Source organism: Halomonas sp. H2, assembly GCF_050215315.1.
In the GTDB taxonomy this organism is placed as follows: Bacteria; Pseudomonadota; Gammaproteobacteria; order Pseudomonadales; family Halomonadaceae; genus Vreelandella.
Genome location: NZ_CP189761.1, coordinates 76,309 through 88,701, shown reverse-complemented (window position 1 = coordinate 88,701; position 12,393 = coordinate 76,309). Strand labels below are relative to the sequence as shown.

Annotated in this window: 16 protein-coding genes and 2 pseudogenes; 5 read left to right on the top strand and 13 right to left on the bottom strand. The window is 51.3% G+C overall.

The genetic code is table 11. The features are described from left to right. Positions 1-256 precede the first annotated feature (256 nt). Positions 257-463, top strand: coding sequence for an antirestriction protein ArdR (locus ACQE2I_RS18855; protein WP_192536175.1), 207 nt, complete (start codon positions 257-259; stop codon positions 461-463). A 213-nt stretch (positions 464-676) separates the two neighbouring features. On the opposite strand, the gene ACQE2I_RS18850 is transcribed toward ACQE2I_RS18855, so the two are convergent. The 13 genes from ACQE2I_RS18850 to mobI form a co-directional block, all read right to left on the bottom strand. Next, positions 677-949, bottom strand: coding sequence for a hypothetical protein (locus ACQE2I_RS18850; RefSeq protein ID WP_192536174.1), 273 nt, complete (start codon positions 947-949; stop codon positions 677-679). A gap of 459 nt (positions 950-1,408) precedes the next feature. Next, on the bottom strand, positions 1,409-1,522 hold the full coding sequence (locus tag ACQE2I_RS18845; RefSeq protein WP_318781689.1) for a hypothetical protein: 114 nt from the start codon (positions 1,520-1,522) through the stop codon (positions 1,409-1,411). Positions 1,523-1,524: 2 nt separating this feature from the next. Beyond that, positions 1,525-1,983, bottom strand: a complete 459-nt coding sequence (locus ACQE2I_RS18840) for a transposase (RefSeq protein WP_318781684.1) — start codon at positions 1,981-1,983, stop codon at positions 1,525-1,527. Further along, positions 1,980-2,174: a hypothetical protein gene (locus ACQE2I_RS18835; RefSeq protein ID WP_318781683.1), complete on the bottom strand. Its 195-nt coding sequence runs from the start codon at positions 2,172-2,174 to the stop codon at positions 1,980-1,982. The genes ACQE2I_RS18840 and ACQE2I_RS18835 overlap by 4 nt, the downstream gene beginning before the upstream one ends. 35 nt (positions 2,175-2,209) lie before the next feature. Beyond that, positions 2,210-2,395: a helix-turn-helix domain-containing protein gene (locus tag ACQE2I_RS18830; RefSeq protein WP_319643865.1), complete on the bottom strand. Its 186-nt coding sequence runs from the start codon at positions 2,393-2,395 to the stop codon at positions 2,210-2,212. A gap of 227 nt (positions 2,396-2,622) precedes the next feature. Beyond that, on the bottom strand, positions 2,623-2,940 hold the full coding sequence (locus tag ACQE2I_RS18825) for a M48 family metalloprotease (protein ID WP_193057317.1): 318 nt from the start codon (positions 2,938-2,940) through the stop codon (positions 2,623-2,625). A gap of 60 nt (positions 2,941-3,000) precedes the next feature. Then, on the bottom strand, positions 3,001-3,609 hold the full coding sequence (locus tag ACQE2I_RS18820; protein ID WP_192536172.1) for a M48 family metalloprotease: 609 nt from the start codon (positions 3,607-3,609) through the stop codon (positions 3,001-3,003). Positions 3,610-4,334: 725 nt separating this feature from the next. Next, a complete protein-coding gene (locus tag ACQE2I_RS18815) occupies positions 4,335-4,580 on the bottom strand; it encodes a hypothetical protein (RefSeq protein WP_192536170.1) in 246 nt (81 codons plus the stop codon). A gap of 2 nt (positions 4,581-4,582) precedes the next feature. After that, positions 4,583-5,482, bottom strand: a complete 900-nt coding sequence (locus ACQE2I_RS18810; protein ID WP_192536169.1) for a DsbA family protein — start codon at positions 5,480-5,482, stop codon at positions 4,583-4,585. Positions 5,483-5,622: 140 nt separating this feature from the next. Further along, positions 5,623-6,018: a hypothetical protein gene (locus tag ACQE2I_RS18805; protein ID WP_192536168.1), complete on the bottom strand. Its 396-nt coding sequence runs from the start codon at positions 6,016-6,018 to the stop codon at positions 5,623-5,625. A gap of 72 nt (positions 6,019-6,090) precedes the next feature. Next, positions 6,091-6,417, bottom strand: coding sequence for a hypothetical protein (locus ACQE2I_RS18800; RefSeq protein WP_192536167.1), 327 nt, complete (start codon positions 6,415-6,417; stop codon positions 6,091-6,093). A 130-nt stretch (positions 6,418-6,547) separates the two neighbouring features. Continuing rightward, positions 6,548-7,069: a hypothetical protein gene (locus ACQE2I_RS18795; RefSeq protein WP_192536166.1), complete on the bottom strand. Its 522-nt coding sequence runs from the start codon at positions 7,067-7,069 to the stop codon at positions 6,548-6,550. Positions 7,070-7,447: 378 nt separating this feature from the next. Then, entirely contained in the window at positions 7,448-8,011 is a 564-nt protein-coding gene (gene mobI, locus ACQE2I_RS18790) for a conjugative transfer protein MobI(A/C) (RefSeq protein WP_192536165.1), read from the bottom strand. A gap of 346 nt (positions 8,012-8,357) precedes the next feature. Here mobI and ACQE2I_RS18785 point away from each other — a divergent pair, with 346 nt between their 5' ends. From ACQE2I_RS18785 to ACQE2I_RS18770, 4 genes and pseudogenes are all read left to right on the top strand, one after another. After that, positions 8,358-9,368: a ParM/StbA family protein gene (locus ACQE2I_RS18785; protein WP_192536164.1), complete on the top strand. Its 1,011-nt coding sequence runs from the start codon at positions 8,358-8,360 to the stop codon at positions 9,366-9,368. Positions 9,369-9,374: 6 nt separating this feature from the next. Beyond that, positions 9,375-10,100 (top strand): hypothetical protein, encoded by a 726-nt coding sequence (locus ACQE2I_RS18780; protein ID WP_193057315.1) that lies wholly within the window; start codon positions 9,375-9,377, stop codon positions 10,098-10,100. 76 nt (positions 10,101-10,176) lie between these two features. Next, positions 10,177-11,037: pseudogene (locus tag ACQE2I_RS18775) on the top strand (IS3 family transposase); the annotation flags it as partial. Positions 11,038-11,330: 293 nt separating this feature from the next. Further along, positions 11,331-12,392 (top strand): annotated as a pseudogene (locus ACQE2I_RS18770) (IS110 family transposase). Position 12,393 lies beyond the last annotated feature (1 nt).

The window sequence follows — 12,393 nt, the reverse complement described above, 5'->3', positions numbered from 1 at the left end:
TGTATCTCCACCATCGTATAAGAACCTTATCTGAGCTTATGAAGAAATGGGTATTTTATCAAATGGTTATAAACTCAAATAAAAAAATGAGGTTATGAGTCATTACGTTTTAAGGAAGGGGGCTTTGGAGGTATGGGGAGTTAGTGTATATACACTAGCTCAACACGCATGGGAGGTGACCGATCAGCTTGCTATCGCTAGTATATATGCCAATGCTATAGGGAGTAGCAAGAATAACATGCTGACAGGGAGGTTTATGAACCAGGTGATTTATGCCGCAGCAGTATATCGGGCAGGCTATCCGAACATTACAAGAGGCATTGTGCTGGTGTGCGACAACCAAGTCGTCGGCTGGAGGGAGACACTTCGTAACCCTCTTGATGTCAAGCTAGGCTCCCTTGCCGTTGATGAGTGTGGCCGAGTGTGGGAAGCCGTCGATTATGATGGATACCAGGGGCTTTGACATGGGACATGCGAGCATGAAGCCAGCGCTTAAATGAGATAATGCGCAATTCCATCCGGTGATTTCCGTGAAGCCAATGAAGTTGAGCACACATAATCAGCCTTGAAAAATACGCGCTGGTGGGCTTTTATGCAGATAGCTCAAAATCAGCACCCTAATCACGATCTTTCGGCCCTTGGCAATGCGTGAACCAGTATTCCGTGGTTATTTTTATTACACGGCGCCACCCATCATTGTTTTCTGGTTTGGCGAAAAAAACCACCACAGCCCAAGTGATAAGCCTCCTTCACCGTTAGTTCTGTGCTTTCTTTGGCCATAATCAGCACCGTTCTTCAGCGCTTCTAATAGCATCATCCCTGAATCACCCACCGTGTCCAAGTCGATGATAATAAGGTTTGTCAGTGGGTTTCTGATATTTTGAACAAAATTAAGTGCTTCCGTCGCATCGTAAGCGTTCTGGCACCGAGGGCGGGAAGGTTTGGTCACTGCAGGCAAGCTCAATCATAGAAAGGTTGACTGCATCATGACCAACGAGCAGAGCTGTAGGATTGTTTACCATACCTGACGGCCTCCCAAACAGATCTTTAGAGTCAAAGCCCCGCCGAAGCGGGGCTTTGATGTCGGGTGTCCAGGTGACGGGGCAGTGCCACTGAACAAGCGACGTGACTCTTGCGAGTCGGCATTTCCTGCCATGACAAAAGTGGTAGCTCTTGGCCAAGCTGCCGTGTCACATGATCTTTATAGCATAAAAGCATGAGCCTGGCATCCGACACTCCCCGCCCGCCCGCCGCGCTTCGCGCTTTGGGCGGGGCTCCAAGGTCACCCTCAGAACCTTCCTGCTTCCACACGCCTTCACTAGACAGCTGCTAAGCCGCTGCCCCCGCTCCACAGGCTAACCCCGCCACCACGGTGGTTCGTATATTCCTGGCTGCGTTGATGTCGCGGTCAATGGGGTGGCCACCCCCCCAGGCAGTGCCAGTGACGTTGCGACAGCGGTAGTTTCTCAACCTTGTGGCCGCAGCCATGACACAGCTTACCGCTGGGAAACCACTGGCTCACTTTCACCAGTTGGCGCCCCACCCAGCATCGCTAATGGCTTTAGAGAGCCGATTATTCTTGATCATGCCAGCGATATTGAGTGACTCGACGCACAGGACTTGGTTTTCGTTAATTAGTGCGCGGGTCGCTTTATTGAGGGCGTCATGGCGGCAGTCGGCGATCTTGGCATGTAGCCGCGCCACTTTCTGACGGTATTTGTTGCGGTTGTTGGAACCTTTCTGCTTCTTCGCCAACCGGCACTTCAAGTAGGCCAGCTTCGTTTCGTAGCGTTTCAGGTGACACGGATTGCCGGATTTTACGCCATCGCTGGTGATGAACAGGTTAGTCAACCCGAGATCAATACCCACTGTTTTGGGCGTGACCGGATGCGCTTCTGGCGCAAAGTCACACAGGCAGCTGATGAAGTAGCGCCCGGCACGATCGCGTGAAAGCGTGATGGTAAAGGCAGTGGCTGACTTCACCGAATGGATAACGGTGTCTTCATCTTGGCAATCGTGATGTAGCCATTACGATTGCGAAACGCCGCCTTGGTCAGCCGGATCGACTGGCGGCCATCCTTTTTCTTGAAACGTGGATACCGCGCTTTGAGCTTGGAGTTGAAGAAGTTGTTAAAGGCGGCTTTCTGATCGCGCAGGGTTTGCTGCAGAATCACACTCGATACATCCTTGAGCCACGGAAACTCCGCCTTCAAGCCTCTAGCAGACGCTTTTCAGCGTGGGCGTGAGATACCGACTCGCCGCGTTGCTGATAAGCTTCGGTGCGATAGGCCAGGGTATTATTCCAGACAAAACGGGCACACCCGAACGACTGCGCCAACAACTCAGCTTGCTCGGGAGTAGGATAGAACCGTTTTTTATAGGCGCGCTTTGTCATACTGGAAAAAATATCAGGGGTATGAAACAAAATCAACCGGGCACCGCGTTGCGGTGCCCGGTTGTATCACTGCCCGATTGGGCGATGCTTTACGCGCTGTTTGGTAAGAATTTTCCTCGTCTTGCGCACGAGAAGAACACGATCATTGGTGCTGGAATTATGATGAATTGAGATTATAAGGCTATGAAATTATAAATATAGTTGCTTTTCCTCATAAGCATGAATGCTCAATTGATATTATGAGGTTTTGAGTTAAAGCGTTTAAGCGCCTTCACACGCTCGCGGTGCGTCGGATGTGTGTGAAGACTGATGGGGCGCTGCGAGGGCTCAAACATCGTAGCCGCTGCCAACGATCTGAACAGCGCGATACCTGGCTCTGTACCTTCCTGCGACGCAGCAAAAGCGTCAGCGCGAAACTCACTGCGCCGCGACGCCCACAGTGCCAATATCTCGTAAGCTGCACCTCCAAGCTGTCTGCCAGCTTTATCCAATGTTTGGAATAGATGCTCAAAACCAACCAGCAAGCGGCAAAGAGGATGGCCCACTAGCGGTATCCAGCGACATAGCCGAACAATCCACTTCACGACCTTCAAGCGTAGGCGCTGCTAAGCAAGCACGCTGTCCAGGAAACGCTGCCAAGCAAGCACATGGCGGGCATCCCTATGCACCAGATGGCCGACTTCGTGAGCGATCACCCAGCGCAATATGTCCGACGGCAACTGCAAAACACCCGCTGACAGTACCAAGTGAGGTTTTCTTATTGGCGGCGCAACGACGAAAGCAACCACATAGGCATTCTCGGCGGCCCAGAGGTGTGGGCATCGGATACGATGTTGCTTGCACAGACGTTGTGTATAGAGCGCGATAGGATGGTCTGCCGATACCTTCACCAATCTCCCCTTGGCCAAACGCCGCAACTGCCGTTTGCGGCGTCTCATTGCTTGCTTCGCCCCACTCCAAACCAAAAGACACAGCAGCCCCCAGGCGACCACCAGAGCGAGATGAATCAACGTATTTTGGGATAGCGGCACCCAGCCAATCTCTAGCCATACAGGACGAACACCGGCGGCGAACAACCAAGAAGCAATATGAGCAAAAACGCTATAAACAGCCCAAAGAATGGTTAAAGGGAAAAAAGCACTAAAAACACCTAATAGAATAAAACCAACTAAAAAAGCTAAATTATGCAAAAAAGCACATAAAAAATTCGCCATGCCTTGTAAATACCGAAGGTAAGAACATTTACAGAACGATGTTATGAGCCATCGCCTTCTTTACTAATGACGGAACGCACTTTTTCAACTAAAGGGTGTATGTAGTACTTAGCAGAGTTGTTTAATCGGGGAAGCCAGCTTTGTGCTTTTTCATCCGCTGAGTCTGTCAAGGTTTGCGCGCCAGCCGACTTCAATTGTGAAAGTGATGAAGGGGGCGTCCAGTCTGGTAGCGTCCGCCAAGGGGTACGATGCTTCGATCCTGTAGGCTTCACTGATGACGCACCCGACAAAAGCTCGGCATTGACCCAAGGTGCTGACGCGCCTGGAGGCATATTCCCTTGACCGTCCGCTGTCAAAACATCGAGTCGTCGTCGGGGCTCGGCAAAACGCCCATGTCGTTCTAGCGGCTCAGCTGTGATCGTTGCAAGGTGTCGGTCTGGCCGATAATGAGCTGCCTGTACCTCTATCTGCAAACGATCCCCAATATCGGGATACCAGGCACGCTGACAGTCGTGGCTCACGACGATCTGGACGTTGTGGTGGTGTGTCGAATCCGACACAGTATCGCCGGAAGACATAACTGTTTTCGCCGCTCCCAGAGCAGGCGGTATTGCGAGCCCAAGCCCAAGCCCAAGTGCCATCGCTGGCAATACTCGATATGGAAGCATGTTCCGCTCCAAAAAAACGCCCTTGAAAGGGCGTCAGTCACAAATGAATGGGGCGTTTTACTCGGCAGTAGGCGTCGCATCGGATGTCACGGGAGCAGACTGATTGGCCGCGCCCAGCCAGTCGCCAATGCCCAGCGAATCCAACAAGCCGCCGACCCAGGTATAAACGGGCATAAAGTATTCCGGCCAAAGGTGCATCAATGCCATCCCCAGCAATGCACCGCCTATCAAGCCTGCCAGGTTTGTTCTGGCCAGAAAGAGGGCGGCACCAATGGCAATCGCAATCGGGGAAATGGGAAGCATTATTAACCTTCCTGTTCAGCGGGTTGGCCATTGACTGCTCCTGCCTCCGCGCTTTCCTGTTCGATTATGCCCCTTAATGCAGAAATGATGGCTCCTGGCGGCTGCGCCCCAGACAAACGGACTTCCTTACCCGTTTCGTTGTCGATCAAAAACGATGTCGGCGTACCCGTAACACCTTTTGATTGTGCTTCACGCCCAAGATCAGCCACATGGCGTTGTACATCGCTGCTTTGCATACACTGACGAAACGCTGAACGATCAAAACCCATCGTTTCAGCCACATCGAGCAAACCCGCTTCGCGCACCTGATGATTCTCGTAGATATAGTCGCTAAGCGCCCAGAAATGCTGATTATCACCAAGACGGCCTGCGCATTCACTCGCCAATGCTTGGGTGGTCGAGTTGGCATCCATGATCGTCATGTGATGGTACTGAGCCTTCATCACGCCCTGACTGCTATCAACAAGTTGCTTAGGGGTACTGTGAAACTGACGGCAGTACGGGCAGTTGGGATCGGAATAGGTGTACAGCGTGAAGCGAGCGTCAACATCCCCGTATGTCCAGGGCGTATCGTCTTCCAAATCGGTAGGGGCATTGTCATACCCCTCTAGCAATGCCTGGCGCTGTGCCTCTTGCTCGGCCTGCGCTCGCTGCTGCATCACCTGATCAACAGCGGCCACCAGATCAGTATTGCGCGTTTGCTGTCCAGAGGAAGTGTTGATGGCATCGGCAAGGTCAGACAGTTTTGCATTGGTCTGTTGGAGTTGATTAGCCGTTTCAGTCTGGGCGTTCAGCAGCAAACCGAATGCAAGTGTTGCCAGAAATCCGCTGCCGATAATACCGCCAAACGCAAGGTGCATCGCGCGACGATCGTCTGTGGCCGAAGATGTAGATTTTGACATGAATATCCCTCTGGAATGAAAAGTACCCTGGCAGAGTACGCGCAGGAAACGATCAGGCAGGCCAGCGGAACACCGGATTTCTAGGCAAAAACAAAAACCCCCCAAGAAGGGGGTAAGCCTTTATGAGAGCCTGCGTGGGATCAGGCAGTCCAAGGTAGCAGGTAGGGGGTAGAAAACACGACAGAGGCCGTCAGGAGCCAGCAGAAAAGGGCGTATAGCTGCAAGCCGATGAAACGCCGCATCCTTCCCTCCTTGATATATCTTCCAGCCGTAGAGATGGCCATCAAGACCCCGCCAACTGCCAGAGCAAGAATCGACGGCATGATCCATTCGATACCGACACCCGCAAATGCCCGCCAGAAAAAGAAAACAAAAAGGCCGATAATCGGGGAAAGAGACACAATACCCTGCACCGAAAAAGCCTGGCGATACTTCCCATGTGGCGTGTCGTCAACAAGGTATGCACGCACTAGACGGTGAGGCAAAAGTGACACAGCTTTCAGTGAACAGCGCAAAGAACGGTTTTGACGGCTCATGAGATTTTCCTCGTTACGTTGATTTACCTAGTAGCTTAACCAACTTTTGCGCTTGACCAAGCCGGTGCGAAATTAAGCCGTCCCCCGAGAAATTTCCAGAACCATCGACCAGGAAGACGGGAGCAGTTGCAAGGCATCCATCACGATCTGCCAATCGGATGTGGCGATAGACATACCCAGCTGATCTTCTAGCACCGATGGGCGTATCACCTGGCGGCCCCAAAGCTGTATCCGACCACTATCGGCATCGACAACCGAATCCGAGAGCAGCATAAGCGGAAACTGCGAAGACAGCTCATCCAGTTTGCGCTGAAGACGGGCAGCTCGCACCGCGTCTTCCCATTCGTCGTCGTCCAAGCCAAATAGCGCAACACTTTCTATGGACGGAGAATCGGACACCGCAGGGATATGCTTCTGGGCGTCCAAAAGAAGCGAGATCGCGTACTGCAATGCAGGAGAATCAACGCCGTACCGATCCAGAAACGCAAGCAGGTGTCTCTTTCGAACCTGTGTCTCCATCTCGAAACCCTTACTTTAGGCGATGGTAATGACGAACAAGGCCATCGCAAAATCGGCACTGCGGATACAACGCAATAGCTGAGCTATCGGCTTCACCAACAAGATCGGGAAACTCGATTCGCTCACCAATGTATTTTCGTCCTCGCTCCTCGCTCAGGCGCTTGATGAGAACGGTTGGAATGTCGAAATCCGTCGTGTCGGCAACAGGATCAGTCAGCCAGAAAGGCAGTGTCAGATCGACAATAATCCGCGTCGTTTGCAGCGGCACCTCCAGCCAGTAATGCGGCACGATGATCACGTTTTCGCCCGTTTCGTTGGTATGTAGCTCACCAAAGAACAGCTCCTTGGGCATACCGGCGTCAGCAAAGAATGCTGCTGCTTCGTGCGCAACGTCGCCACAGTCGGCATCTTCAGTGATGTCGGGCGTCAGGTTGAAAAATGCCATAGCGATATCGTCAGCCAATATCTGCTGCTCATCCTCAAGCCGTGACAATGCGTTTTCAGATTTATCGCTGGTTACTAATGTGAGCACAATGCCCTCCTTGTCTCGATGTCGGGTGTCCGTTGGATTCTACGCACCCCGAAAAACCGACCAAGACGCTGAGGGGCGGATTTCTAGTGAATTAGCTTCCTTCCGCCTTCAAGGATTACATGAACCATAACGTGCTCTATAAACCTTTTGGTTTGTTATGTGGAATAATGGCTTATAAATGCCTTTTGCAATTTTTCTTTTAAAAGGAAAGCATTGTGACGGTATTCTGTGTATGCCTGCACACGAAATTAAGACCACTTTAATATGAAAGAGGATAAGCCTAACAAATATTATCAAATTATTCGGCGGCATGGTTTAAAAAGAGAAATTTCACAAGCAGAGGTGTTTGAGTCATGAATAAATAACTTATTAGGCTATCTACTTTCTATGCGATTCAACTACCTTCTTGATCTCCTTCAGCGCTGTTCGCGCTTTTGATAACTCATAAAAAATTTTTCGATTTTTGGCATGGTCTTTTTCGTGCGCCGCAACTAATTCTCGCTCCCAACTTTCAGCCCCATTAAAGTCTCGGGCGTTATAATGATGCTTACCAGACCGTTTAATATGTTTAGCGTAGTAAGTTTTACCTTTGCGCATCGAGTCAGAGTTCCGAACAAACGCATCACGGAAATAGACGACTTCCAAGGTTCCTCGATTAACGCGAACACGGATACCGAGCTTACCTGGATCACCTGCTGCAAAGCGCTCCATTTTTTCTTCCCAAAATAAGTCAGCCATCGTGCGTGAGTCCAAGGCTGCCAGATAAATCGACCGCTCAATTTCTTCAAGCATTCCATCGGCTGCATCCGACAGCGCGGCAGATACTTCAGCCAAATCAATACCCGAACGCTCGGCTTCTGCCTCGTCGTTCACAGCAAGCAGCGTATGCAAATGGTCAAGCGAATAATTACCTGAACTGTTGCTACCACCATATTCTGACATCCAGATAGCCCTCCAAAGCCTCAATATCTAACAGACGCTCCCCATGAAATTACCCTGGGGGAAACCCTCGCTCCCCACAGGGTATTACTTACTGGTGGGAGGTGAAACAGAAAATAGGAAAAATAGCCAAATTTTTTTAATTCTCCCCCCAACTGGGGGGAAGTGATAAAAATTTGCCACCTTCCCCCAGTACTGGTGGGAATTGAAAAGGTAATGAGAGGGTTGAAGCATTTCTCAATGGATGCAATACTGATTTTTACAAACCTTAAAGTTTGAAATAAACTCTCTAAGGCGAAGTGACTTGCGCTTCGGTTTAGCTGTTTAACAGTGAAACGTGGAGGTCTGAATGGGTACGAACGTAGGGCTGGATATCGGCTATAGCAACACCAAGCTGGTTTACTCAGGCGGCGATGAAGGGCATCAGGAGTCCGTCTTTCCTGTAGGGGTGTCGCGCCTCGATCAATTCAATCGGCAGATTAAAGGCATTACCGGCGGTGATGTTGATACCACCATTGTTATGGTAGATGGCGTTGAATATGCCGCTGGTATTGCACCAGGTAAAGTGTTGGGTAGCTCACGCGATATAACGGAAAACTACATTAAAACGACGCAGTATAAGGCACTTTTCCATGCTGCGTTATTATATACAAATGATCGCCAGGTAGATCGCTTAGTGACGGGGTTGCCGGTCACGCATTGGCAGAACGAAGAATTAAAAAACGATATTAAAAAGATGATGGCAGGGGAGCATCAAGTTGCTAAAAAGAGAACCGTAACCGTGGATGAAGTTGAGGTCATTCCACAACCAGGCGGTGCATTTTTAGATGCTATTCACTACGCTGAAAGTAACGACGATCAAGATACCGTAGAAGCATTAACAGAAGGTAGTGTTATCATCATTGACCCTGGCTTTTATAGCACTGACTTTGTAGTTTTTGAAGAAGGGGAGTTAAATGCTGAGTTGTCCGGTACAACCCTTTTAGCAACGTCTCGGATTATTGATAGAGTGGCTGAATTGGTCAGCGCAGACTACGGAGCGGCACCAGGTAAGAGCCTCAAGTCTGAAAAAATTGAAAGTTTAATACGCGCAAATTCGCATATAGTACGCTATGCAGGACAGAAAATAGACATCCAACCTTACATCCAAAAAAGCGCATTGGAAATCTCTCAGGCTGCTATAAGCGAAATTGCGGGTAGTATGCGAAATACGGTACTTGATACTGTTGTGGTTGCAGGGGGCGGTGGGGCATTTTTTGAACCTGAAGCACGGCGAATTTTCTCACATTGCGAGATTATCCAGCCCTCTGATCCGGTGCTGTCCATCGCTCGGGGCTATCACGGCTGGGCCGCACGATAGCGTTTATTGGCATTACAGCTGGTGGTAGCACTGATTACCGCCAGCTTTATAATCATTGGAGAATCCGTGATGCACGACTTTCAGCAATCACAGCCGCTTGTCATCAACATCATGCTGTACCGCCGCCGCGATGGTGATCTGTACAGAGAACTCATGTCCGTCCCTAATAAATACCGTGCGGAGCGTCTGCGCAATCTCGCTAACCTATGCTGCTTGATGCGGGAAATGGGGGGCATTGCCGTTGACAGTGAGCGATTGCATTCACTCGCCGAAAGGCACTATAGCAGTATCGTCAGTGATGACGTGGAGGATAGCGACGGAGACGAGACAGAATCTTCCATGCCGCTAAAATTGACCGTCAATTTCTACAATTATCCCGAGTTGTACCGCGACCTGGCAGCCATTCCAAACGGTAATGTTTCCAGTCGGGTAAAAGCCCTTGCGTCGGCGGGGGCATTACTCAACGATATTTCACGCTTGGCTCGCCATGCTGATAATCAAGGGCTGTCGACCCGCCCATCACAAAACCCGCAGGCACACGCTATCGTCAAAGAGCCCGTTGATCCTGGTATGGCAAGCATAAAAGAGGAAGGTGAGGTTGAGATGGGAACCCAAAAAGGAGAAGCAGATACAAGTGTGGAGGCGGATGCCTCAACAGAGCCGTCAGTAGCAGACGATAAGCGGGATAACACGCCTAAAAAGTCCAGTGCCATCGGCAAAATCAGAATGTAGTCACCAACCTGTAGTGGTTCAATAAAACCGGACACCAACGTAGGTGGTAATATGGCCACCAAAAGCGAGGTGTCTGATGACCAAGAAACGACGTACTTTTTCGCCTGAATTTAAGCAAGAAGCTGCCAGGCTGGTACTGGATCAAGGCTACAGCTATCACCAAGCTTGTAGCTCGTTGGGTGTCGGTGAAAGCGCCCTCCGACGCTGGGTTCACCAGCTTGCGGACGAGCGTCAAGGAATAACGCCTAAGGGCAAAGCGTTAACCCCAGAACAGCAGCGTATTCAGTAGCTTGAGGCTCGCTGCAAACGTCTTGAGATGGAAAAAACCATCCGAAAAAAGACCATCGCTCTCTTGATGTCGGACGATATGAATCGTACGCGCTGATAGACCAGTTGAGTGAGCAAATGCCTGTTGAAATGGTCTGTAATGCGTTTGATATTAGCCGCTCCAGTTACTACGAATACCGCCAGCAGTGGCACCGCGTGGATGTTGAGCGTCTGGCCTTAAAAGCTCAGGTAAGCCGCCTTTTCAAAAAGAGTCGCCGCTCAGCTGGCAGCAGCTCAATCAACGGGTTGCTCGGCGAAGAGGGCGTCACCATCGGCCGTTTCAAGGTTCGGTGTTTGATGAGCGAAATGGGGTTGATCTGCAAGCAGTCAGACCCTCCTGCTGACAAGCAGGCGACTGTTGGGCGACCTGATATTGCGAATCATCTTGGCCGCAAATTTACACCAGACCAGCCCAATCAGGTCTGGTGACATCCCTTATATCTGGAGTGGCCAGCGTTGGAGCTATCTGGCCGTTGTGTTGGATCTTTATGCTTGTCGTGTTGTTGGCTGGGCCATGTCGTGCAGCCCGGATGCAGATTTTGTTGTGAAAGCGCTGGATCATGCTTGGGAACAACGTGGTCAGCCTAAGAGCGTCATGTTCCATTCCGATAGTAAGACTACAAGGTGCCAGGTGTTTCTGGGTTGATCCGGCACTTATAGTAATCGATCTATTCTGAGGACCTGGTGCCGTGAGGGCTCTTGGGTCTCCTGACCCACATTCTGATCGACCCGGCTAGTGTGTCTTTCCTTGGACCTGTCGGTGATCCAGGAGCACTGGCGGCGAGGTTTCGCCTCGTCGAAGCATGTGACTCAAGAAGGGCCTGACCGCCTGCCTTATTACTGTCGTGTCCAGGCTATCGAACTCGGTGAAGCCATCCTGAATCAATAGCTTGGAGATCCACTATGAGTCAGCAACCCAGTGATCGCTCCTTCATTATCGGCGGTGTTGATACCCACAAAGAGCTGCATGTAGCCGCCGTCGTGGATGTCCATGACCGTGTGCTTGGCACCACCAGCTTTCCTACCACCCGGCATGGCTACAAGACTATGCTGACCTGGATGTGCTCCTTCGGCGATCTCAGCCGGGTGGGAATCGAATGCACCGGTACCTATGGAGCCGGCCTGCTGCGCTACTGACAGCGCACAGGCATCACTATCTTGGAAGTCACGACACTCGATAAGACCGTACGGCGCAAGCGCGGCAAGGATGACGCAATCGATGCAGAGAATGCCGCTCATGCGGCCTATGTGGGTATTCGCACTGTCACCCCGAAGACACGTGTCGGAATGATCGAGTCCTTACGTGTCCAGAAGGTTTGCCGAAAAACTGCGGTCGCGGCTCGCCGTGTGGCCCTCCAGATGATCCAGACTCAAGTGGTCTCGGCACCAGGGGAGCTGCGCGATCTGTCGAGGAACATGGCGCGAATACAGTTGCTTCGGACGCTGGCGGCATGGCGTCCCGATTTGAACGGGTACCGGGATGTCACGATGGCTTACCGCATCGCCCTAAAATCCCTCGCACGCCGCTACCTGGAACTGCACGACGAGCTTGCCGATTTGTAGGTCATGATCAAAGCTATCGTCGATGAGCTGGCACCAAAGTTGGTGTCTCGAACAGCAGTAGGCTACGAGACGGCCCCACAGCTACTGATCATGGCAGGCGATAATCCGGACCGCCTTGGCTCAGAAGCCAGCTTTGCGGCGCTTTGTGGCATTAGTCCTATTCCTGCCTCGTCAGGTAAGACGCAGCGGCACCGGCTCAACCGGGGTGGCGATCGCGCTGCCAATAGTGCGCTGTATATCATCGCCATCAGGCGGCTACGTCTGGATGCCGATACGCAGGCATGGCGGGTGGGAGAGGGCCACTCCAAGCTGGAAGCCATCCGATGCCTGAAACGCTATGAGCTCTATTATGTGCTGCGTAGCCGTCATCGGGATATCAATCAGACGCAAATCGCCACTTGAC

Excerpts from the sequence above, each read along its gene's own strand:
- ACQE2I_RS18815 (WP_192536170.1), bottom strand. The coding sequence starts at position 4,580 with ATGCTTCCCATTTCCCCGATTGCGATTGCCATTGGTGCCGCCCTCTTT.
- ACQE2I_RS18810 (WP_192536169.1), bottom strand. The coding sequence starts at position 5,482 with ATGTCAAAATCTACATCTTCGGCCACAGACGATCGTCGCGCGATGCAC.
- ACQE2I_RS18820 (WP_192536172.1), bottom strand. The coding sequence starts at position 3,609 with ATGGCGAATTTTTTATGTGCTTTTTTGCATAATTTAGCTTTTTTAGTT.
- ACQE2I_RS18805 (WP_192536168.1), bottom strand. The coding sequence starts at position 6,018 with ATGAGCCGTCAAAACCGTTCTTTGCGCTGTTCACTGAAAGCTGTGTCA.
- ACQE2I_RS18855 (WP_192536175.1), top strand. The coding sequence starts at position 257 with ATGAACCAGGTGATTTATGCCGCAGCAGTATATCGGGCAGGCTATCCG.
- ACQE2I_RS18830 (WP_319643865.1), bottom strand. The coding sequence starts at position 2,395 with ATGACAAAGCGCGCCTATAAAAAACGGTTCTATCCTACTCCCGAGCAA.
- mobI (WP_192536165.1), bottom strand. The coding sequence starts at position 8,011 with ATGTCAGAATATGGTGGTAGCAACAGTTCAGGTAATTATTCGCTTGAC.
- ACQE2I_RS18785 (WP_192536164.1), top strand. The coding sequence starts at position 8,358 with ATGGGTACGAACGTAGGGCTGGATATCGGCTATAGCAACACCAAGCTG.